Annotated in this window: 18 protein-coding genes; 9 read left to right on the top strand and 9 right to left on the bottom strand. The window is 66.7% G+C overall.

The window, feature by feature from the left end; genetic code table 11:
- Nucleotides 1-148 precede the first annotated feature (148 nt).
- From lptF to L995_RS21035, 8 genes are all read left to right on the top strand, one after another.
- Entirely contained in the window at nt 149-1,276 is a 1,128-nt protein-coding gene (gene lptF, locus L995_RS21070; RefSeq protein WP_047473474.1) for an LPS export ABC transporter permease LptF, read from the top strand.
- Nucleotides 1,276-2,385, top strand: coding sequence for an LPS export ABC transporter permease LptG (gene lptG, locus L995_RS21065; protein ID WP_017407657.1), 1,110 nt, complete (start codon nt 1,276-1,278; stop codon nt 2,383-2,385). The genes lptF and lptG overlap by 1 nt, the downstream gene beginning before the upstream one ends.
- A 10-nt stretch (nt 2,386-2,395) precedes the next feature.
- Nucleotides 2,396-2,809, top strand: coding sequence for a sirohydrochlorin chelatase (locus L995_RS21060; RefSeq protein WP_016445881.1), 414 nt, complete (start codon nt 2,396-2,398; stop codon nt 2,807-2,809).
- Between the two features lie 64 nt (nt 2,810-2,873).
- Nucleotides 2,874-3,815: a CysB family HTH-type transcriptional regulator gene (locus tag L995_RS21055; RefSeq protein WP_016445880.1), complete on the top strand. Its 942-nt coding sequence runs from the start codon at nt 2,874-2,876 to the stop codon at nt 3,813-3,815.
- Between the two features lie 58 nt (nt 3,816-3,873).
- Entirely contained in the window at nt 3,874-5,040 is a 1,167-nt protein-coding gene (locus L995_RS21050) for a pyridoxal phosphate-dependent aminotransferase (protein ID WP_016453527.1), read from the top strand.
- Nucleotides 5,041-5,123: 83 nt separating this feature from the next.
- On the top strand, nt 5,124-6,086 hold the full coding sequence (locus L995_RS21045; RefSeq protein ID WP_047473472.1) for a helix-turn-helix transcriptional regulator: 963 nt from the start codon (nt 5,124-5,126) through the stop codon (nt 6,084-6,086).
- A 68-nt stretch (nt 6,087-6,154) separates the two neighbouring features.
- A complete protein-coding gene (fauA, locus tag L995_RS21040; protein ID WP_442855543.1) occupies nt 6,155-8,383 on the top strand; it encodes a TonB-dependent alcaligin siderophore receptor FauA in 2,229 nt (742 codons plus the stop codon).
- Between the two features lie 421 nt (nt 8,384-8,804).
- Complete coding sequence (locus L995_RS21035; protein ID WP_047473470.1) at nt 8,805-9,794, top strand: Bug family tripartite tricarboxylate transporter substrate binding protein; 990 nt, start codon at nt 8,805-8,807, stop codon at nt 9,792-9,794.
- On the opposite strand, the gene L995_RS21030 is transcribed toward L995_RS21035, so the two are convergent.
- The 9 genes from L995_RS21030 to L995_RS20990 all read right to left on the bottom strand — a co-directional run bounded on the left by L995_RS21030 (nt 9,730) and on the right by L995_RS20990 (nt 19,898).
- Entirely contained in the window at nt 9,730-10,965 is a 1,236-nt protein-coding gene (locus L995_RS21030) for an NAD(P)/FAD-dependent oxidoreductase (protein WP_231574493.1), read from the bottom strand. The two genes, L995_RS21035 and L995_RS21030, sit on opposite strands and share 65 nt — an antisense overlap.
- Before the next feature lie 9 nt (nt 10,966-10,974).
- Entirely contained in the window at nt 10,975-12,876 is a 1,902-nt protein-coding gene (locus L995_RS21025) for a LodA/GoxA family CTQ-dependent oxidase (protein ID WP_047473468.1), read from the bottom strand.
- A gap of 179 nt (nt 12,877-13,055) precedes the next feature.
- Complete coding sequence (rng, locus tag L995_RS21020) at nt 13,056-14,543, bottom strand: ribonuclease G (protein WP_016453532.1); 1,488 nt, start codon at nt 14,541-14,543, stop codon at nt 13,056-13,058.
- A 136-nt stretch (nt 14,544-14,679) separates the two neighbouring features.
- Nucleotides 14,680-15,294, bottom strand: a complete 615-nt coding sequence (locus tag L995_RS21015; RefSeq protein ID WP_047218151.1) for a Maf family protein — start codon at nt 15,292-15,294, stop codon at nt 14,680-14,682.
- Nucleotides 15,295-15,398: 104 nt separating this feature from the next.
- Complete coding sequence (rlmH, locus tag L995_RS21010; RefSeq protein WP_012205361.1) at nt 15,399-15,866, bottom strand: 23S rRNA (pseudouridine(1915)-N(3))-methyltransferase RlmH; 468 nt, start codon at nt 15,864-15,866, stop codon at nt 15,399-15,401.
- A gap of 21 nt (nt 15,867-15,887) precedes the next feature.
- Nucleotides 15,888-16,655, bottom strand: a complete 768-nt coding sequence (gene rsfS, locus L995_RS21005; protein ID WP_016446885.1) for a ribosome silencing factor — start codon at nt 16,653-16,655, stop codon at nt 15,888-15,890.
- Nucleotides 16,656-16,904: 249 nt separating this feature from the next.
- A complete protein-coding gene (hemF, locus tag L995_RS21000) occupies nt 16,905-17,894 on the bottom strand; it encodes an oxygen-dependent coproporphyrinogen oxidase (RefSeq protein WP_052195843.1) in 990 nt (329 codons plus the stop codon).
- Nucleotides 17,895-17,898: 4 nt separating this feature from the next.
- A complete protein-coding gene (purD, locus tag L995_RS20995; protein ID WP_012205358.1) occupies nt 17,899-19,182 on the bottom strand; it encodes a phosphoribosylamine--glycine ligase in 1,284 nt (427 codons plus the stop codon).
- Nucleotides 19,179-19,898: a YebC/PmpR family DNA-binding transcriptional regulator gene (locus L995_RS20990; RefSeq protein ID WP_012205357.1), complete on the bottom strand. Its 720-nt coding sequence runs from the start codon at nt 19,896-19,898 to the stop codon at nt 19,179-19,181. The genes purD and L995_RS20990 overlap by 4 nt, the downstream gene beginning before the upstream one ends.
- Before the next feature lie 78 nt (nt 19,899-19,976).
- Here L995_RS20990 and L995_RS20985 point away from each other — a divergent pair, with 78 nt between their 5' ends.
- The gene (locus tag L995_RS20985; protein ID WP_016446883.1) at nt 19,977-21,500 is read left to right on the top strand and encodes a helicase HerA-like domain-containing protein; all 1,524 of its coding nucleotides are present in this window, start codon (nt 19,977-19,979) and stop codon (nt 21,498-21,500) included.
- The last annotated feature ends 8 nt before the right edge of the window (nt 21,501-21,508 follow it).

Below are 21,508 nucleotides of genomic sequence, written 5' to 3'. Positions count from 1 at the left end.
TGAGCGACCAGGGTGGACAGCGCGTCGCTGCCCGTGGCCGTGGCTTCGGTCACCAGCACCAACAACAGGTCACACTTTTCACGTACTGCTGCGGCAGTCGTCAACGGCTTCAGTTCAAAGTTCATAATCGGCGTTTTCCTTTCAGCCAATGTTATTCGATTCATCCATACGCAAAGAGCTGGCCCGCAGCTTCGGTGCCACGGTCGTGGTGCTGATCACGGTCGTCATGACCATGATGCTGATCCGCACGCTGGGTCAGGCTTACAAGGGCAATGTCAGCCCTTCCGACGTTCTGCTGGTCATGGGATATACGGTGCTTGGCCAGTTGCCCACCATCCTGGGCCTGGGACTTTTCGTGGCCGTGGTCGGTTCGCTGTCGCGCATGTACCGCGACAGCGAGATGGTGATCTGGTTCGCCGCAGGCCAGGGACTGGCCAGCCTGCTGCGCCCGCTGCTGCGCTTTGCCTGGCCGGTGCTGGCCGTGATCGCCGTGCTGGGCCTGGGCATCCTGCCCTGGGCCAATCAGCAGATCGAGCAGATCAAGACCCAGTTCGAGCAGCGCAGCGACATCGACCGCATCGCTCCCGGTGAGTTCCAGGAGTCTGCCGGCGGCTCGCGCGTGTTCTTCATCGACAAGGACGTGCCCAGCGCCACCGCTGCCAACAATGTGTTCATCGTGGCCAATGAGCGCGGGCGCGAGTCCGTGACCTCGGCGCGCGGGGCGCGGCTGGAAGTGGTCAAGGGCGAACGCATGGCCGTGCTGACCGACGGCCAGCGCATGGAGACGCAGACCAGCGACGGCTCGGTGAAGATCAGCGAGTTCAAGGAATACGGCACGCAGCTCGGCAGCGGCAACAATCTGGCCGCCGCCGAGGAAATGGCCGCGCGCAGCACGTACACGCATGAGCTGCTGCCGCGCACCGAACCCATCTACCGCGCCGAACTGGGCTGGCGCATAGGCCTGCCTCTGGCGGCGCTGAACTTCGTGATCCTGGGCCTGGCCGTGGCCAGCGTAAACCCGCGTGCCGGTGGCAGCGGCAGCCTCATGCTCGCGCTGTTCGCCTTCATCGTGTACTACAACCTCATGACGCTGGGCGAGAACTGGGTGGCCTCGGGCAAGCTGAGCATGCCCGCCATGACGGCCCTGCTGCACGGCGGCACGTTGCTGCTGGTGCTGCTGGTGCTGCTGGTGCGGCACAGGCGCTGGTCGCCGCGCGATCTGTGGCGCAGGCCCTGCAAGCCGACTGCCCTGGACGACGCGAAGGCGGTGCCATGATGAGAGTTCTCAGAAACCTGCTGTACCGCGACATCATCGCGGCCGTCGGCTATGTGACGCTGGCCTTCCTGGCGCTGTTCTTCTTCTTCGATCTGGTCGATGAGCTGCGATGGGTCGGGCGCGGCGGCGACAACGGCTACAAGATCACGCACGCGCTGCTTTTCGTGGTGCTGCGCATTCCCAGCCACCTGTACGAGCTGATGCCCATCACCGTGCTGATCGGCACCATCTACGTGATGGCGCGCTTTGCCCAGAGTTCGGAATTCACCATCATGCGCACCAGCGGCATGGGCCCCTGGCTGGCGCTGCGCACGCTGATGGTGCTGGGCCTGGGCTTTGTGCTGGTCACCTTCGGCACGGGCGACTACCTGGCACCTGCGGCCGAGAACGCGGGCCAGAACATACGCGCCATCCACCTGGCCCAGCTGTCACGCGGGGCCACGGGTGCCTGGCTCAAGGAGCGCCAGGGCGATCATTCCATTGCCATCAACGTGCGTGCCATTCGCGGGCCGGGTGATTTCTCGAATGTGCGCATCTTCGACTTTGACGGCCAGGGCCGCATCTCTGCCCAGATCCATGCGGAATCGGCGCAGGTGAGCGAAGACGGAGAATCATGGATGCTCCAGGGCGTGCAGGCCAGCCGCCTGACGGCCAAGCCCGACGGCGGCATGGTGCTGCAGCGCGAGAAAGAAGACAGCATGAACTGGAAGACGGGCATCAGCGCCGAGATGGTCTCGGCCGCTTTGCTCAAGCCCGATCGCATGTCCACCATCTCGCTGTTCCAGTATGTGCGCCACCTGGAAGCCAACGGCCAGGCTGCGCAGAAGTACGAGATCGAGTTCTGGCGCAAGGTCTTCTACCCGATGAGCTGCCTGGTGATGGTGGTGCTGGCCCTGCCTTTCGCCTACCTGCATTTCCGCTCGGGCGGCATCGCGGCCTATGTGTTCGGCGGCGTCATGGCCGGCATCAGCTTCTTCCTGCTGAACAACGTGTTCGGCTACATCGGCACGCTGCAGACCTGGTCGCCCTGGCTGACAGCTGCGGCGCCGGGCCTGCTCTACAGCCTTCTTTCATTGACGGCCTTCACCTGGCTGGTGCTGCGCCGCTAGGACCGTTGCCATGCAAAACGAGACAACATCTGCCGGCAGGACCGGACTGATCCTGCTGGCACACGGCTCGCGCGACGCCTTGTGGCGCCAACCCATCGAGGCCGTGCTGAAGGCCGTTCAGCAGACGCATCCCCAATCCCTGGCCGCCTGCGCCTACCTGGAAGCCTGCGCGCCCGACCTGCCCACCGCCGCGCGCGGGCTGGTCGAGGCCGGCGCCACGCACATCACCGTGCTGCCCCTGTTCCTTGGCACGGGCAAGCATGCGCGCGAGGACATCCCGAAGCTGGTGCAGGAGATAAGCGATACCCATCCGCAGGTGGCCGTGGACCTGCAGCCGGCCGTGGGCGAGCATCCGCGTGTCACAGCCCTGCTGGCAGAACTGGCACTGGTGGCCACGGAGCCCCGTGGCGCACCGGGAAGCTGAAATAACGAATCGCTTCTTTATATAAATGCAGCATAATGGCGCGCAGCACCCTGCTGTCACCGCCATGAACCTGCACCAATTCCGATTCGTCCAAGAAGCGGCGCGCCGCAACCTCAACCTCACCGAGGCGGCCAAGGCCCTGCATACCTCGCAGCCCGGCGTCTCCAAGGCCATCATCGAGCTGGAGGAGGAGCTGGGTATCGACATCTTTGCGCGCCACGGCAAGCGCCTCAAGCGCATCACCGAACCCGGCCTGGAGGTGCTCAAGAGCATCGAGCTCATCATGCGCGAGATCGGAAATCTCAAGCGCATCGGCGAGCAGTACAGCGCCCAGGACAGCGGCACGCTGTCGATTGCCACCACCCACACACAGGCCCGTTACGTGCTTCCGCCTGCCGTGGCACGGCTGCGCGACCTGTATCCCAAGGTCACGATCAGCCTGCACCAGGCCACTCCGGCAGAGGTGGCGCGCATGGTCATCGACGAGGTGGCCGACATCGGCATGGCCACCGAATCCCTGGCCGACTACCCCGATCTCGTCACCCTGCCCTGCTACGAATGGCAGCATGTGCTGGTCATGCCCACAGGCCACCCGCTGGCGCAGAAAGAGCGCATCACGCTGGACGACATCGCCCACGAATCGCTGATCACCTACCACCCTTCGTTCACGGGTCGCGGCAAGATCGACCAGGCCTTTGCCACGCGCCGCCTGCGTCCGCGCATCGTGCTGGAGGCCATTGACTCCGACGTGATCAAGACCTATGTGCGCCTGGGCCTGGGCATCGGCATCGTGGCCGAAATGGCCATGCGCGACGACCCGGTCAATGACCTGGTCGTGCGCCCCATGGGCCACCTGTTCGGCCAGAGCGTGGCACGCGTGGCCATCAAGCGAGGTGCCTACCTGCGCAATTTCGTCTACCGATTCGCCGAACTGCTCAGCGACCGCCTGACGCGCGATCTCATCATGCGCGCCATGAACGGCCACGTGCACGACTACGAACTCTGATCCTCCGCCCCACCGGACCTGCAGTGCGGGTCCGCTCCCGCTGTCCGCTGTTTCCGCCATGACTTCTGCCACGCCCCGCACGCCCGCCTTCCCCAGCCGCCTGCCCCATGTGGGCACGACCATCTTCACCACCATGTCGGCCCTGGCCGCCGAGCACCAGGCGGTGAACCTGGGCCAGGGCTTTCCCGATTTCGGCTGCGACCCCAGGCTGGTCGATGCCGTCACGGCCGCCATGCAGGCTGGCCACAACCAGTACCCGCCCATGCCCGGCCTGCCCCAGCTGCGCCAGGCCATGGCCGACAAGATGCAGGCGCTGTACGGCCGCAGCTACGATGCGGGCACCGAGATCACGGTCACGGCCGGCGCCACGCAGGCCATCCTCACCGCCATCCTGGCCACCGTGCATGCTGGCGACGAGGTCATCGTGCTCGACCCCTGCTACGACAGCTACGTGCCCAACATTGAGCTGGCCGGCGGCGTGCCCGTGCGCGTACCGTTGACGCCGGGCAGCTTCAAGCCCGACTTCGCCAAAATTGCCGCCGCCATCACGCCGCGCACCCGGCTGCTGATCATCAACAGCCCGCACAACCCCAGCGCCACCATCTGGAGCGATGCGGAGATGCTGCAGCTGCAGGAGCTGCTGGCCCCCACCGACGTGCTGCTGATCAGCGACGAGGTCTACGAGCACATGGTCTACGACGGCCGCCAGCACCAGAGCGCCGCGCGCTTTGCCGGCCTGGCGGCGCGCGCCTTCATCGTCTCCAGCTTCGGCAAGACCTACCATGTCACGGGCTGGAAGGTGGGCACCGTCGCCGCGCCGGCTGCACTCACGGCCGAGTTCCGCAAGGTCCACCAGTTCAACGTCTTCACCGTCAACACGCCCATGCAGGCGGGCCTGGCCAGCTACATGGCCGACCCCGCGCCCTATCTTCAGCTGCCCGCCTTCTACCAGGCCAAACGCGATCTTTTCCGCCAGGGCCTGGAAGGCTCGCGCCTGCGCCTGCTGCCCACGGCGGGGACCTATTTCGTCTGCGCCGACATCTCGGCCGTGTCGGACCTGGACGAAGCCGCGTTCTGCCAGTGGCTGGTCAAGGAACACGGCGTGGCCGCCATCCCGCTGTCGGCCTTCTATGGCGACGGCTTCGACCAGCGCGTGGTGCGATTTTGCTTTGCCAAGCAGGACAGCACGCTGCGCGCGGCACTGGATCGGCTGCGCAAACTCTGAGGTTTGTGGGCGAGCGGGCCTGCAGCCCCGGATAATGAGAAGCATTCTCGAATCCGATTGCGGGCCTTCTATTCCGCTCACCCATGCCCTCCTCCTCCCAGCGCTACACCACGGCGCAGCTCGACGCCATGCGCCAGCGCCACGGTTTCAGCGTGCGCTTTCTCTCTGCCGTCTCCGAAAGCGATTGCATCTTCGAGGGGCAGGTGCAGGAGCACCAGCTGCCCTCGGGCCTGCAACTGGTCAGCTCCGACATCCGCATCGACCACGGCTATGAATCCACATCCGAGCACCCGCGGCGCTTCACCGCCGTGGTCCTGCTGGACGGCCAGGCCGAGCTGCAGTTGCCGGGCGCCCGCCGTGCACTGAGCGTGACGCGCCATGCGGCGGCGGCATTCTCGTGCGGCGACACCGAGATTCTCAAGGCCACACATGCCGCAGGCCAGACGGTGCGCGGCTTCAACCTGTCCATCGAGGCGCCCGAGGCCTGCGCCGATGCCGAACTGGCCGAGCTGCTGCACCAGGCCATGCGGCAACCCGGCCCGCCACTGCATGCCTGGTCGCTGCCCGAGCACCTGGCCGTCTCGCTGCGCCAGCTGCTCGATGGCGTCTGGAGCGGCAGCCTGGCCCGGCTGCACCGCGAAGGCATTGCGCTGCAGGTGCTGGCCTGCGCGCTGCAGGCACATGCGCAGCCGCGGCCTGCGCCCTTGCCGCGCATCCATCCCCGGGACAGGCGCGGCCTGGAGCGCGTGCGCGAGTGTATGGATGCAGCGCCGGGCCGGGCGCACAGCCTGGACGACCTGGCGCGCCTGGCCTGCATGAGCCCGACCACGCTGCGTGAGAAATTCCAGGCCGCCTACGGCCAGACCGTGTTCGGCTGGCTGCGCGAGCGCCGCATGCAGTTGGCGCGCGAGCGGCTGGCACAGGGCTGGAGCGTGCAGGAAGCGGCCGACTGCGTGGGCTTTCAGCACGCCAGCAATTTCGCCACGGCCTTTCGCCAGCGCTTCGGCCACGCGCCCAGCCAAGGCAGCCTGCGTCGCAAGCCATAGGACTGGCGTCGCCGGGAACAGGCGGCGGCGGTGCACATTTCCCACAATCCGGGCTCACGCCCAGGACCATGGAAATGATGAGCATTCGCATCCAAAACCCCGCCCCGCGACACCCCCAAGGCGCGCGGACCCCACTGTCCCTGCTGATCTGTGCCCTGTGTGCCGCCCCTGCGTCAGCAGTCTGGGCCGCCGACGAGGACAGGCCCCCTGCCAGGAAAGGCGACACCGAACTAGGCACCGTCACCGTGCGCGCCGCCACCGATGCCGGCACCACCGAAGGCACGGCCCGCTATACCAGCGGCTCCACAGGCACGGCCACGGGCCTGCAACTGTCGGCGCGCGAGACACCGCAGTCGGTCAGCGTGATCACGCGCCAGCTCATGAACGATGCAGGCCAGCTCACGGTCTCGCAGACGCTGGAGGCCTCCGCGCCCGGCCTGTCGGTGAGCCGGAGCGACAGCAACCGCTACCAGTTTTCCTCGCGCGGCTTCGGCGTCAGCAACTTCCAGTTCGACGGGCTGGCCTCGCCCATCAACAGCCTGTGGAACTTCGGCGCCACCGACATGGACACGGCCTTCTACGACCGCGTGGAAATCGTGCGCGGCGCCACGGGCCTGCTCAATGGCTCGGGCGATCCGTCGGCCACGGTGAACTTCGTGCGCAAGCAGCCGCGCGAGACGGCGGGCGGCCATGCCTCGCTGACGCTGGGCCGCTGGAACCTGCGCCGCGCCGAGGCCGATCTGTCCCTGCCGCTGGACCGCGAAGGCCGCGTGCATGGCCGCGTCGTGGCCGTGCAATCGGACAGCGACAGCTACGTCAGCCACTTCGGCCAGCGCAGGCAGGGCCTGTACGCCGTGGTGAGCGCGGCCCTGACGCCCGCCACCCGGCTCGTGACCAGCCTCGAATACCAGAAGAACACCAGCCCCGGCATGGGCGCCGGCTTTCCGCTGTTCCATGCGGACGGCAGCCGCACGGACTTCGACCGCTCGGTGTCCAACAACACGCGCTGGTCGCATTTCGGCACCGAGAACACCACGGCCACGCTGGACCTGACGCACCGGCTGGACAACCGCTGGCTGCTGCGCGCCGCCTACAGCCGCAACGACGGCAACTACGACATGCGCTACGTCTACCGGGGCGGCGCGCCGGACGCCAGCACCGGCCTGGGCATGGCCAACTCCTTCATCAAGTACCGGGGCGACCGCTCGCGCGACAGCCTGCACCTCACGGCCAGCGGCCCGGTCGCGCTCTTCGGGCGCCAGCACGAGATTGCCGTGGGCTTGAACCATGTGCGCGACGACATCGACATCCGCCGCTACGCACCGCTGGGCACGCCGCCCGCCACGGACAACTTCCTCGACTGGCGCAACGGCAGCCTGGCCGAGCCCGGCTGGTCCGATGTCTCCAACGGCGGCGACGACAGCCGCATGCGCCAAAGCGGCGGCTATGCCGTGGGGCGCCTGTCGCTGGCCGATGGCTGGACGGCCGTGGCCGGTGCCCGGCTGAGCCGCTGGTCCACGCGCCAGAACTACTTCGGCAGCCTGCGCGACTACCGCTACAGCAACGAAATCACGCCCTACGCCGGCCTGCTGTGGGACATCGATGCCCGGCACACGGCCTACCTGAGCTACACGGAAATCTTCACACCCCAGAACTACCGCGACAAGCAAGGCAGCATCCTGGACCCCGTCACCGGCCAGGCCTTCGAGCTGGGCCTCAAGGGCTCCTGGCTGCAGGACCGGCTGCAGGGTTCTGCCGCGCTGTTCCAGACCCGCCAGGACAACCTGGCGCAGGACACGGGCGAATTCATCGACGGCACCACGGACCAGAAGGCCTACCGGGGAGTCAAGGGCGCCCAGGTGCGCGGCATCGATCTGGAACTCAGCGGCGAGCCGGCCCGGGGCTGGCGCCTGGGCGCCAGCTACACGCACTACACGGCACGCAGCGCCAGCGGCGCCGCCTTCAACACAACGCACCCGCGCAGCCTGGTCAAGCTCACGGCCATGCGCAGCTTCGAGGGTGCGCTGCAAGGCCTGAGCCTGGGCGGCAACCTGCGCTGGCAAAGCCGCATCTGGCAGAACGTGACCAACCCGCTGCGCCAGAGCGTGCAGGTCGGCCAGGGCAGCTACCTGGTGGTCAACCTCTCGGCCCACTACCGCATCGACCCCACCTGGTCGGCCAGCGTGCAGCTCAACAACCTGCTGGACCGCCAGTACTACAGCCAGATCGGCTTCTACAACCAGGGCTGGTGGGGCGAGCCGCGCAACATGACGGTGAGCCTGAGGGCGGATTTCTGAGCTGCATCGGCATTGGCGTCGGCATGGACATCGGCAATGCCCGCCCCAACCCCGGCGCCGTAACGGGCGCCGGCCCATGCCATGGGGCGCATCGTGCACGTCCACGCAGGCGCCGCAAAGCCGCATGTTCGCGGGCAGTTGCACGGCAGCGCCGGAGGCGGATTCAGCAGCGGTGCGGTCCTTGCCACAGGCGAGTCCAGGAGCCTTGCGCCGTGATGGCAGGCGCAATGACGGGCGCATGTCAACGCAATCCTTCTCATTTGCCGAGCAAGGCCGGACAGGTCATTCGCCCGCCGCATGACGTCCTGCCAAAACATTGATTGACGTCAAGACAGCCACCGCCCAGCATTGGCCCGCCTGAAAAATCCGCCGCTGGCCCCAGCCGCTGCGCCACCAGAACATCGACAAGGAGACATCCCCCATGCCCCGTACCCTTTCACGCAAGCAATTCCTGCGCGCTGCCGCGCTGCTTGGCGCCACTACGCTGCTGCCCCAGGCCTGGGCGGATGCCTACCCGGCCCGGCCCGTCAAGCTGGTCGTGCCCTTCGCCCCTGGCGGCAATACCGATGTGCTGGCGCGCATGGTGGCACAGGGCCTGTCCGAGTCGCTGGGCCAGCCCGTGATCGTGGAAAACATCTCCGGCGCCAACGGCTCCATCGGCGCCAGCCGCGTGGCTTCGGCGGCCAATGATGGCTATACGCTGCTGTTCGGCACGGCCGGCACCCAGGCCATCAACCAGAGCCTGTACAAGAACCTGAGCGAGAAGAACCTGGGCGATTTCGAATACGTGGCCCTGGTCACCACCATCCCCAACGTGCTGGTGGTCAACGAGGCGCGCACGCCCGCCAGGACGGTGAAGGACCTGGTGGCACGCGCCGCCGCGCAAAAGACCGGCATGAGCTATGGCTCGCCGGGCAGCGGCTCCACGGTCCACCTGTCGGGCGAGCTGTTCAAGAGCGCCACCCAGCTGGACATGGTGCATGTGCCCTACAAGGGCAGCGCGCCGGCCCTGACCGACCTGCTGGGCGGCCAGATCGATTTCATCTTCGAGAACGTCACGCCCGCCCTGCCCTTCGTGCAGTCGGGCAAGCTCAAGGCCCTGGCCGTGACCTCGGAGCAGCGCCTGCCCGCCCTGCCCGATGTGCCGACCATGAAGGAAAGCGGCTACCCCGCCTTCGTGACCGGCACCTGGAACGGCGTGCTGGCGCCCAAGGGCACGCCGGCCGCCATCGTCAAGCGGCTGGAGGATGCCACGCTCAAGGTGGCGGGCCATGCCGACTTCAAGTCCAAGGTGACGGCGCTGGGCGGCGAAGTGCGCCTGCTGGACTCCAAGGCCTTCCGCGAATTCACGCGGGCCGAGTACCAGCGCTGGAATGCCATCGTTCAGACGGCGAAGCTGGAGCGGCAATAACGCCGGCTCCGTTCCCCGCCTCCGGCGCCCGCTGGCGGCGGGCCCAGAACGTCTCGTTCGCCCAGCGCGGCTCCAGCGCATAGTAGTGCTCGTGATGGCTGCGGTACGCGGCGCGTATCGGCCGGATCCACGCATCCCAGGCAGGCAACGCACCGGCGTCGCCCGCCAGGCTGCGGCGCACGGCCAGGGCGGCCTCGCTGCCGGTGACCAGGCTATTGAGGAGGCCCTGCGATGCCAGCGGATCGAAGGACAGGCAGGCATCGCCCACGGCCAGCCAATCCGCCCCGCTGGCTGCATCCAGCCATTGCTCGTGGGCGGCGGCCACCCGCAACGGCTCCAGCACCTGGCTGCCCACGCTGCGCGCGCCCACCAGGGCCGTGCGATCGGCCATGTCCAGCAGATCCGCCGTGCTGCGCAGGCGGCGGGCTTCGGGCAGGTCGATATCGGTCTGCCAGGCAATCACGCAACTGCCATCAGGCAGATCGGCGCTGTACCACCAGCCTTCGGCATCCGACTCGATCATGGTGGTGCCTGCATGCTCATGCGATGGCGGCTCCACCCAGGCGTGAAAACAGACCAGGCGGCCGTCGCGGCGGACCTCGGCACCCGCCTGCCGGGCCACCCGGGCCGCGCGGCCCGTGGCATCGACCACGATGCGGCAGGACAGCTCCAACGGGCCGTGCGCCGGGTCGCCCTGCGCCCTATCGATCAGGCAGCGCCAGCGCATGGGTGCGCCCGGTGGCTGGCGCTGCAGGCTGCGCAGCGTGGCGGGCACCAGGCAGGGCACGCCACGGCTGCGCGCAGCCTCCAGCAGCATGGCGTCGAAGCGCTTGCGGTCCAGGTGCCAGCCCGCGCCATGCGGGTCGAACAGTGCGTCCTGAAAGATGACCTCGGAGCTTCCCCACAGTGACCGCCGCGACCAGGCAGGACGGTGGCCCTGTGCCGCGAACGCATCCCACACGCCCAGGTCGGACAGAATCACCCGGGCCGCAGCGGGCAGGGTTTCGCCAATGGCCCGCCCAGCCTGCACGGCGCGTCCTACCAGCGCCACGCGGCAATGCCCTGCCAGCTGCGCGGCAACGGCCGCGCCCGCCGGTCCCGCGCCCACGACGAGCACATCCAGTTCATCCGGCAGCGGCGCGGTGGCCATGGCATGCGCAGACATAGACATGGCCGCCATTCAGCGCGGCAGCACCGGGCCGCGCTGCGTCAGGGCGCGCAGCTGCTCTTCGTTGTCTGCATCGAAGGGCTCGATGCGGGGAGGCGCTTCCTGCCCGGCCGGTTGCACGGCAGTCTTGAGCATGTGCGACGGCGCCGGGGCGATGCGGTTTTCCACCTGCATCACCGGCGGGAAGTCCTTGTCGCCACGCGGGCCCGGCCGATTCTCGATGACGCCCATGTCACCGAAGTGGCTGATCATGCGGTTGATCTCGCTCTCATAGCCTCCCTCGCCCAGCGTGCGGAACCACGACTCGCGCCGGTTGAAGGCGGCGACACGCTGCTCGCGCGGCAGCTCGGTATCAATGACCTTTTCATAGGCCTCCTGCGTCAGCACCTGATTGGGCACGCGGGCCGGCCAGAACGTGGGCAGGTAGGGGTCGTAGCGCGGGCCGTAGCCGGCGTAGTAGCCGCTGCGGCAGCTGGCGGTGTCGGTCTGCCAGGGAACGGCCATCCAGCGCGTGAGGTCGCCGGCCACCTGCGCATACAGCGGCCCGCTCTCGGACAGCGCCACGGCGGGGGTGAGCCGCGAGCCGTAGAGCTGCAGCTCGGGCGGGTTCTCGGCCGCCTCGCGGATGCGAAATGGCGCCCGGTACATGCTGGCGTGGCGCATGGGCCAGGTGATCTCGCAACCCGGGTGAAAGGCATCGGCCAGGCAGTCGTCCATGGCGGCATGGTCGAGCATGGTGGGCTGCTCCTGCAGCGGCACATCGGACAGCTGGGCCGGGTACTTCTGGCCGGGCGTCCAGTCGGAGAGAAAGTGGCCTGCGGCCCACAGGTCCAGCATCCTCAGCTGCGTGGCCGTCAGCGCCGCATGCTGGCGCGGCGTGTCGGCCGGCGGCACGGCCATGGCGTCGCCATACAGCCAGGGCCAGGGCTGGGGGGATGCGCCGTCCCGGTCAAAGCGCCGGAAGGCATTGGCCACCTGCTGGCGCAGCTCGGCCCAGGTCGTGCCCGGGCTGTTGAGCCTGGCGATCCACGCCTCGTCATCCGCACTGGCGGCGGCACCCCAGCCGAACTGGGCGGCAAAGCCCTTGTTCGCCCACTGCAGGCTGCTCTGGCGCTGGAGTATGGGCAGGATGTGCCGGCTGAAGGAGACCTGCAGCGGAAACGCAGCCATGCCCGAGCGGATGAAAACATCCTCCATCAGGTCCTTCATGGTGCGCACCGACTTCATCTGCGGGCCGTAGTTGGGCGGCGCAACCGTGACCCATGCCGCATCCACCGGCACGGAAACGCCGGCCACGACGACCTTCGCGCGCACCGGGCCATCGGCCACATCGTCATGCCAGCCCTCGTTGTTCGCAAACGTGGTGGCCTTGGAGCCATCCACGGAGGCAGAGACGCCCCGGCCTCCCAGCACGAGAAGCTGGCCCGTCTTTTCAATGCGCAATTCGCCCAGATACACCGGCTTGCCGCAGAAACTGCCGCTATCGAATGCCACCGGGGCCGAGCCTTTGGCAATTCGGCGGGCTCCGGGCCGAATGGCCAGGCTTTTCCGGTCCTTCACCGTGGCATTGCGCAAAATCGTGGGATCGGCCGCTGCGGCTTCAGGCACGTCCAGCGCCAATTGGAATTGATACCAGGCGGCCTTGGTATTGGCCAGTTCGACTTCCCATTCGATTTCGTCCTGGTCGGCCGTGAGTTCACGCACCACCTCGCCTGCGGCGTTGTAGCCGTAGATGCGAAAGCGCGCAGCCTGGCGCTTGAGCGCGCCCTGCGCATCACGCAGGCTGCCCGGCGCCATGGGCGGCACATGCATCAGCTCGGGGCCGACATAGTACTCATCCGGGCTATTGCCAATACGCGCCACACCAATTCCCGGGTGTATGGCAGCACGCACAATGGTGGAGTCGATTCCCATTTGTCGCCCTTTCAGTTGCTGAGGCACTGATTGCAACAAACGGTATCAAAAATGCCGAGACAAAGTTAATTATCGGGAATCGACAATCCATAGCAACGCGCAAATCGATTCATATGAACCCATTGGCGCGAAAGATGCCGAATCGCTATTGATAATGAATTGGCAAGATAAATACCGGTTCACAGCAGCACGATGTCGTACTGCTCCTGTGCCATGGCGGTCTCGGCCTGCAGCGAGATGGGTTTCTTGATGAAGTCGGACAGGCCGGCCAGGTGCTGGCTTTCCTCGTCCAGGAACATCTCGACCACCTTGGGCGAGGCCACGATGCGGAACTCGCGCGGGTTGAACTGGCGCGCCTCGCGCAGGATTTCGCGCAGCACCTCGTAGCAGACGCTGCGCACGGTCTTCACATGGCCCTTGCCCTGGCAGACCGGGCAGGATTCGCACAGCATGTGGGCCAGCGATTCGCGCGTGCGCTTGCGCGTCATCTCCACCAGGCCCAGCTGCGAGAAGCCACCTGCCATGGTCTTGACCCGGTCGCGCCCGAGCTGGCGCTTGAATTCGGACAGCACCTCGGCCTGGTGGTCGTCGCGCACCATGTCGATGAAATCCACGATGATGATGCCGCCCAGGTTGCGCAGGCGCAGCTGGCGCGCGATCTGGTGGGCGGCTTCCAGGTTGGTCTTGAAGATGGTGTCGTCGAAGTTGCGCGCGCCCACGTAGCCGCCGGTATTGACGTCCACCGTGGTCAGCGCCTCGGTCTGGTCCACGATCAAGTAGCCGCCCGACTTGAGGTCCACCCGCCGGCCCAGCGCGCGGGCGATTTCCTCGTCGATGGCGAACAGATCGAAGATGGGCCGCTCGCCGCGGTAATGCTGCAGCTTGGGCACGGCCGCCGGCATGTACTCCTGCCCGAAGGTCATGAGCAGGGCGAACTGCTCCTTGGAGTCGATGCGGATGCTCTGGGTGCCTTCGCCCACCAGATCGCGCAGCACGCGCTGCAGCAGGTTCAGGTCCTGGTGCAGCAGCGACATGGGCGGCAGGCGCACCGAGGCCTCCTTGATGCGGCTCCAGGTCTTGCGCAGGTAGCGGATGTCGTCGGCCAGCTCGGCGTCGCTGGAGTCCTCGCCATTGGTGCGCAGGATGAAGCCGCCGCCCCCGCCGGTTTCCTTGGTGCCGACCAGGCCCTGCAGCCGGGCGCGCAGCGCGTCGCGCTCGCCCTGCGGGATTTTCTGCGAGATGCCGATGTGGTCGTCCTGCGGCAGCAGCACCAGCAGGCGTCCCGCAATGCTGATCTGCGTGGACAGGCGCGCGCCCTTGGTGCCGATCGGATCCTTGATGACCTGCACCATGATGGTCTGGCCCTCGAAAACCTGCTTTTCGATGGGCACGACAGGCATGTCCTTGCGCGCGAACATGGGGGCCTCGCCCCCTTCCTGCCGCTGCCAGACATCGGCCACGTGCAGGAAGGCCGCGCGCTCCAGGCCGATGTCGATGAAGGCCGACTGCATGCCCGGCAGCACACGCGAGACCTTGCCCAGGTACACGTTGCCGACCAGGCCGCGCTCCAGCGGGCGCTCCATGTGCAGTTCCTGGACGGCGCCGTTCTCGATGATGGCCACGCGCGTTTCCTGTGGCGACCAATTGATCAGAATGTCTTGCTGCATGCTGTGCCTGTGGTGTGCTTTGTCGTTTGTATTTCTCGGCCGGAGCGGCCCGGCAGACATCTTGCCGTGCCGCGCGCTGCCGTCGGCCGTGCGCGCCTGCCTGCACGCCCCTCGGGGCCCAGGTCGGGGAGCTGGCCTACAGCGCCCAGCCCAGCTCGCGCAACAGCGCCGCCGTCTCGAACAGCGGCAGGCCCATGATGCCCGAGTAGCTGCCTTGCAGCCACTGCACATGGGCCGCCGCACGGCCCTGTATGCCATAGGCACCGGCCTTGCCCATGGGCTCGCCCGAGGCCACGTAGGCATCGATCTGCTGAGCGCTCATGGCCGCAAAGCGAACCCGGGAGACCGACAGCGCAGCCAGGCGCCGCGCGCCATGCTGTATGGCCACGGCCGTCAGCACCTCATGCTCTCGGCCCGCAAGCCCCGTCAGCATGCGGCGTGCATCGTCGGCATCGGCGGGCTTGCCCAGAATGCGGCCGTCGAGCGCCACCGTGGTGTCCGAGCAGAGCACGGGAGCGGCAGCCAGCGCACGGCGCGCGTGGCGGGCCACGGCAGCGTCGAGCTTGAGTGCGGTCACGCGCTGCACGTAGTCGCGCGCTGCCTCGCCGGCCAGCTCGGCTTCCATGGCCTCGGCATCTTCGGCGATGTCGCCATCCGCATTGGGCAGCAAAAGCTCATGGGCCACGCCCAGCTGCTCCAGCAGTTGGCGGCGGCGGGGGCTTTGGGAGGCTAGGTAGATGAAGGGCGGCATGATGAAAATGAGAAATGCCTTCAGCCCTTTGTATCAAAGCGCCGAAGGCTATCAAAATCATAGTATCACGAGATCTTCCGATCCGCATGACACCGCCGCTGCCGCTATTCCCGGTGGTAGGGATGGCCGGCGTTGACCGACCAGGCACGGTACAGCTGCTCGATAAGGAGCACCCGCACCATGGCATGCGGCAGGGTCAGGTCCGACAGGCGTATGCGCTCGTGTGCGGCCTGCCTGAAGGCGGGGTCCAGACCGTCCGGGCCTCCGATGATGAGGGCCACGTCATCGCCCTCCAGCTGCCAGCCCTGCAGGCGCTGGGCCAGGGCTTTGGTCGTCAGATTGGTGCCGCGCTCATCGAGCACCACGATGCGCGTGCCGCGCGGAATGGCGGCCTCGATGCGCTTGCGCTCGGCCGCGTACAGGGTCTCGACCGTCTTGGAGCCGCGTGGCTCCGTCTTGACGGCCTTGAGCTCCACCTTGAGTTCCGGAGGAAAACGCTTGGCGTAGTCGTCGTAGGCTGTCTGCGCCCAGTCGGGCACATGCTGGCCCACGGCCACGATCAACAGCTTCATGCAGCGTCAGCCCTGAACCGCTCAGGCCTTGGCGCGGGGAGCGCGCTTGGCTGCCGGCTTGGCGACAGGCTTGGCAGCGGCGCCAGCCTTGGCCTTGGCGGGGGCGCGGTTGACCACCACGGTCTTGATGGCCTTGGGCGCCGCCGTCTTGCCGGCCGGCGACTTGGCTGCGGCCGACTTCACAGCAGCCGACTTTGCGGCAGCCGGCTTTGCCGCTGCGGAACGGGGTGCAGCGGCCTTGGCAGGGGCCGCCTTCTTGGCAGCGGGCTTCTTGGCGGCGGCGGAGGCTGCGCCAGAAGCGGCCTTCTTGGCTGCAGGCTTGGCAGCGGTTGCCGCCGCCTTCTTGGTTGCAGCCTTCTTGGCCTTTTCTTCCGCCTTGTCGGTGGCAGCCGAGCGCGTGGGCTTGGGAGCGCCCAGCTTCAGGCGCACAGGCGTCTCGCCCCAGATCTCTTCCAGGCGGTAGTACTGGCGGATGGCCGGCTGCATGACATGGACCACGGCCTGGCCGCAGTCCACGATGATCCACTCGCCGTTTTCTTCGCCTTCCTGGCGCGGCACGGGGAACCCGGCCTGCTTGACGGCGTCGCGCACGCTGGAGGCCAGCGCCTTGGTCTGGCGGTTGGAGGTGCCCGCAGCCACGATCACGCGCTCGAACAGCGGCGAGAGCTTTTCGGTATTGAAGACCTGGATGTCTTGGGCCTTGACGTTTTCGAGGCCGTCAACAATGGCGCGTTGCAGCTTGGTCACGTCGCGCTTGGCTGCGGAATCCGATTTGGTGGAAGTGGTCATCAGGCGGTGATCAATGGAATAGGAATGGGATCAATATAGCGCGAGCGCCGTGCGGCCCGTAGAGGGCTGGGCTGTAGCGGCGCTCCAAAATGCATGGAGTTCGCCCACAGATCGCCGGAAGATTTCGCGCCGAAGAAAGTGGAGAACGCAGCCAACGCTGCGCCTCAAGCTATTGAAATTATAGTTTTGCCGCCTATTCCCTTGCACGCGCGGATTTCGCCACGCCGCTCGGGATGGTGGCTTTCGGGCTCAAAGCCAGTCGCGAGGCACCAGGAATTGCTCCAGCAAAGCGCGCTCGGGGGTGCCGGGCGCGTCCTCGCGCTGGTAGCTCCAGCTCGCATGCGGTGGCATGGACAGCAAGATGGACTCCGTGCGCCCGCCGGACTGCAGGCCGAAGTGCGTGCCCCGGTCCCAGACCAGGTTGAACTCCACATAGCGGCCGCGGCGGTAGCGCTGGAAATCGACCTGCTGCTGCCCGTAGTCCATGGCCTGGCGGCGCTCGACGATGGGAAGGTAGGACTCCAGAAAGGCATCGCCCACCGAGCGCAGCATGTCGAAACTGCGCGCCTGGCCCAGTTCCGAGAAGTCGTCGAAGAAGATGCCGCCGATGCCGCGCTGCTCGTTGCGGTGCTTCAGGCGGAAGTACTCGTCGCACCAGGTCTTGAAGCGCGGGTAGAGCGTGTCGCCAAAAGGCGCCAGCGCATCCCGGCAGACGCGGTGAAAGTGCTGTGCATCTTCCTCGAAGCCGTAGACCGGCGTCAGGTCCATGCCGCCGCCGAACCAGCAGGTGGGTTCGTTGCCCGGCTGCCCTGCCGCACCTGAGCCGGCCGAACCTGAGCCGGCCGCACCTGAGCCGGCTGCAATCATTCGCACATTCATGTGCACCGTAGGCACAAAAGGATTGCGCGGATGGAAGACCAGGGACACGCCCATGGCCTCGAACGGCGCACCGGCCAGCTCAGGCCGGTGCTGCGTGGCCGAGGGCGGCAGCTGCGGCCCGCGCACATGCGAGAAGCCACAGCCCGCGCGCTCGAACACGCGGCCGCCTTCCATGATGCGGGTGATGCCATCGCCCTGCAGGCGCTCGCCGGGGCCCTTGCTCCAGGCGTCGGACAGAAAGCGTGCACCGCCCTCGCCTTCCACCTGTTCCAGCGCCTGCGTGATGCGGGCCTGCAGGCCCGTCAGGTACTCGCGCACCAGGGCCACGGGCAGCGCCTGCCCGGTCGATTGCTCTGCCATGGACTCAGTTCTTCACGGCACGGAAGCCGATGTCGCGGCGGTACTGGGCACCATCGAAATGGATGCCACGCGCCACGTCATAGACCTTTTGCTGGGCCTGCTTGACGCTGTCGGCCAGCACGGTGACGCACAGTACGCGGCCACCGCTGGTGACGGGCACACCGTCCTTGAGCTGGGTGCCGGCATGGAAGACCATGGCATCGGCGGCGTCCTGCGGCAGCCCGCTGATGGCATCGCCCTTGCGCGGGTCCTCGGGGTAGCCTGCTGCGGCCATGACCACGCCCAGCGCCGTGCGGCGGTCCCATTGCAGCTCGACCTGGTCGAGCTTGGCATCGGTGGCCGCCAGCATGACGTCCACCAGATCGCTCTTGAGACGCATCATGATGGGCTGGGTCTCGGGGTCGCCCATGCGGCAGTTGAACTCCAGCGTCTTGGGATGGCCGGATGCATCGATCATCAGGCCCGCATACAGGAAGCCGGTGTAGGGAATGCCGTCCTTTTCCATGCCGCGGATGGTCGGCAGGATGATCTCGCGCATGGCGCGGGCATGCACGTCGGCCGTGACCACGGGCGCGGGCGAGTAGGCGCCCATGCCACCCGTGTTCGGGCCCTGGTCGCCGTCCTTCAGGCGCTTGTGGTCCTGGCTGGTCGCCAGGGCCAGGACGTTCTTGCCGTCGCACAGCACGATGAAGCTGGCTTCCTCGCCGGCGAGGAATTCCTCGATCACCACGCGGGCGCCGCCGTCGTTGTGGGCCACGCCGTACTTGTTGTCCACGAGCATGAAGTCCACGGCGTCGTGGGCTTCCTGCAGCGTGGTCGCAACGACCACGCCCTTGCCTGCGGCCAGGCCGTCGGCCTTGACCACGATAGGCGCACCCAGGCGATCCACATAGGCGTGGGCAGCAACCGGATCGGTGAAAGTCTCGTAGAGCGCCGTGGGGATGCCGTGGCGCGCCATGAAGTCCTTGGAGAAGGCCTTGGAGCTTTCCAGCTGGGCGGCCGCCTTGGAGGGGCCGAAGATGCGCAGGCCATGGGCACGGAACTCATCGACCACGCCGGCCGCCAAAGGCGCCTCGGGGCCCACCACGGTCAGCGCGACCTTCTCGGCCTGCGCCCACTCGCGCAGCGCCTGCGGGTCGGTGATGTTGAGGTTCTCCACCTTGCCGCCGGCCAGGCCCGTGCCACCGTTGCCGGGGGCCACATAGACCTTGGTCGATTTCGGCGATTCAGCCAGTTTCCACGCCAGGGCGTGCTCGCGGCCTCCGCCACCAATCACAAGAATTTTCATAGTTCAGCGTTGTGGTAGACGTCCTGTACGTCATCCAGGTCTTCGATCATGTCCAGCAGCTTTTGCATGCGGGCTGCGTCATCGCCTTGCAGGGCGATGGTGTTTTCCGGGCGCATGGTGACTTCAGCCACCTCCGGCGTCAGGCCCTTGGCCTGCAGCGCGTCGCGCACGGTTTCGAACTCGGCGGGTGCGGTCAGCACCTCGATGGCCCCCTCATCATCGGTGATCACGTCCTCGGCACCGGCCTCCAGCGCCACTTCCATGATCTGGTCCTCGTCGCTTCCGGGAGCAAAGATCAGTTGTCCGACATGCTTGAACTGGAAGGACACGGAACCCTCCGTGCCCATGTTGCCACCGTACTTGCTGAAGGCATGACGCACATCCGCCACAGTGCGCACGCGATTGTCGGTCATGGTGTCCACGATGATCGCCGCGCCGCCAATGCCGTAGCCTTCGTAGCGGATTTCCTCGTAGGTCACGCCTTCGAGATTGCCCGTGGCCTTGTCGATGTTGCGCTTGATGTTGTCGGCCGGCATGTTGGCCGCCTTGGCCTTTTCCACCGCCAGGCGCAGGCGCGGGTTGGCGCTGAGATCGCCCCCTCCCGTGCGTGCCGCCACCATGATTTCACGGATGATGCGAGTCCAGACCTTGCCGCGCTTTTCGTCCTGGCGGCCTTTGCGGTGCTGGATATTGGCCCATTTACTGTGTCCTGCCACAGGCTGTCCTTTGATATTGATTTAACCTTGCGGCTGGGATTTTACTTTTGACCGCATGCTCCCCCGAGGAAACCCGAAATGGCCGCTCCACTTCTGATCGCCCGCCACTCTGCCACAGAATGCCTGCTGCTGCCCGCACTGGCCAATCGACATGGCCTGATCACCGGCGCCACGGGCACCGGAAAGACCGTGACGCTGCAGAAAATGGCGGAAGGCTTCTCCGAAATCGGCGTGCCGGTGTTCATGGCCGACATCAAGGGCGACCTGTCGGGCATCAGCCAAAGCGGCAGCACCGGCGCCAAGATGGCGGCTTCGCTGCAGGAGCGCGGCATCGAGATTCCTCAGCCCCTGGCCTGCCCCACCACGCTGTGGGACGTGTTCGGCGAGCTGGGCCATCCGGTGCGCGCCACGGTTTCGGACATGGGGCCGCTGCTGATCGGGCGCATGCTGGCCCTGAACGACACGCAGATGGGCGTGCTCAACCTGGTCTTCAAGATTGCCGACGACAACGGACTGCTGCTGCTGGACCTCAAGGACCTGCGGTCCATGCTCCAGCACGTGGGCGACAACGCCAAGCAGTTCACCACCGAGTACGGCAACATCAGTGCCGCCAGCGTGGGGGCCATACAGCGCGGGCTGGTGGCCATCGAGTCGCAGGGCGGCGACAAATTCTTTGGCGAGCCCATGCTCGACATCAACGACCTGATGCAGACCGATGCGGGCGGCAAGGGCGTGGTCAACATCCTGGCGGCCGAGAAGCTGATGAATTCCCCGCGCCTGTACTCCACCTTCCTGCTGTGGATGCTGTCCGAGCTGTTCGAGCGCCTGCCCGAGATCGGCGACCCCGACAAGCCCAAGCTGGTCTTCTTCTTCGACGAGGCCCACCTGCTGTTCAACGATGCGCCCAAGGTGCTGCTCGAACGCATCGAGCTGGTGGTGCGCCTGGTGCGCTCCAAGGGCGTGGGCGTGTATTTCGTCACGCAAAACCCGATGGACGTGCCCGACACCGTGCTGGCCCAACTGGGCAATCGCGTGCAGCATGCGCTGCGCGCCTTCACGCCGCGCGACCAGAAGGCCGTCAAGGCCACGGCCACCACGATGCGGCCCAAGCCGGGGCTGGACATCGAGGCCGCCATCACGGAGCTGGCCGTGGGCGAGGCCCTGGTGAGCTTCCTCGATGAAAAGGGCCGCCCCGGCATCACCGAACGCGCCTATGTCATTCCACCGGGCAGCCAGATCGGTCCGATCAGCGAGGAGCAGCGCAAGGTCTTGCTGGCGCAATCGCTGGTGGCAGGTGTCTATGAAAAGGCGGTGGACCGCGAATCGGCCTACGAAGTGCTGCGCGGACGCACGGCAGCATCCGGCGACGGGGCCTCGCCGGCAGGCCCTGCCGGAGCCGCACCCGCCGCCAGCGAAGGCGGCGGCGCCATGATGGACGGGCTCAAGGACCTTCTGTTCGGCACCACAGGCCCGCGCGGAGGCAAGCACGACGGCCTGGTTCAGACCATGGCCAAGTCCACCATGCGCACCATGGGCAATTCGCTGGGCAAGGAAATCCTGCGCGGCGTGCTCGGCGGCATCCTGGGCAACAAGAAGCGCTGAAGCGCTGG

It is taken from the genome of Delftia sp. ZNC0008 (assembly GCF_000799035.1).
Classification (GTDB): domain Bacteria; phylum Pseudomonadota; class Gammaproteobacteria; order Burkholderiales; family Burkholderiaceae_C; genus Comamonas; species Comamonas tsuruhatensis.
This window is presented reverse-complemented; position numbering and strand designations above follow the sequence as displayed.

Excerpts from the sequence above, each read along its gene's own strand:
- L995_RS21035 (WP_047473470.1), top strand. The coding sequence starts at position 8,805 with ATGCCCCGTACCCTTTCACGCAAGCAATTCCTGCGCGCTGCCGCGCTG.
- purD (WP_012205358.1), bottom strand. The coding sequence starts at position 19,182 with ATGAAAATTCTTGTGATTGGTGGCGGAGGCCGCGAGCACGCCCTGGCG.
- fauA (WP_442855543.1), top strand. The coding sequence starts at position 6,155 with ATGGAAATGATGAGCATTCGCATCCAAAACCCCGCCCCGCGACACCCC.
- L995_RS21060 (WP_016445881.1), top strand. The coding sequence starts at position 2,396 with ATGCAAAACGAGACAACATCTGCCGGCAGGACCGGACTGATCCTGCTG.
- lptG (WP_017407657.1), top strand. The coding sequence starts at position 1,276 with ATGAGAGTTCTCAGAAACCTGCTGTACCGCGACATCATCGCGGCCGTC.
- L995_RS20985 (WP_016446883.1), top strand. The coding sequence starts at position 19,977 with ATGGCCGCTCCACTTCTGATCGCCCGCCACTCTGCCACAGAATGCCTG.
- L995_RS21045 (WP_047473472.1), top strand. The coding sequence starts at position 5,124 with ATGCCCTCCTCCTCCCAGCGCTACACCACGGCGCAGCTCGACGCCATG.
- rsfS (WP_016446885.1), bottom strand. The coding sequence starts at position 16,655 with ATGACCACTTCCACCAAATCGGATTCCGCAGCCAAGCGCGACGTGACC.
- L995_RS21055 (WP_016445880.1), top strand. The coding sequence starts at position 2,874 with ATGAACCTGCACCAATTCCGATTCGTCCAAGAAGCGGCGCGCCGCAAC.
- lptF (WP_047473474.1), top strand. The coding sequence starts at position 149 with ATGTTATTCGATTCATCCATACGCAAAGAGCTGGCCCGCAGCTTCGGT.
- L995_RS21050 (WP_016453527.1), top strand. The coding sequence starts at position 3,874 with ATGACTTCTGCCACGCCCCGCACGCCCGCCTTCCCCAGCCGCCTGCCC.
- rlmH (WP_012205361.1), bottom strand. The coding sequence starts at position 15,866 with ATGAAGCTGTTGATCGTGGCCGTGGGCCAGCATGTGCCCGACTGGGCG.
- hemF (WP_052195843.1), bottom strand. The coding sequence starts at position 17,894 with ATGGCAGAGCAATCGACCGGGCAGGCGCTGCCCGTGGCCCTGGTGCGC.
- rng (WP_016453532.1), bottom strand. The coding sequence starts at position 14,543 with ATGCAGCAAGACATTCTGATCAATTGGTCGCCACAGGAAACGCGCGTG.
- L995_RS21025 (WP_047473468.1), bottom strand. The coding sequence starts at position 12,876 with ATGGGAATCGACTCCACCATTGTGCGTGCTGCCATACACCCGGGAATT.
- L995_RS21030 (WP_231574493.1), bottom strand. The coding sequence starts at position 10,965 with ATGTCTATGTCTGCGCATGCCATGGCCACCGCGCCGCTGCCGGATGAA.
- L995_RS21015 (WP_047218151.1), bottom strand. The coding sequence starts at position 15,294 with ATGCCGCCCTTCATCTACCTAGCCTCCCAAAGCCCCCGCCGCCGCCAA.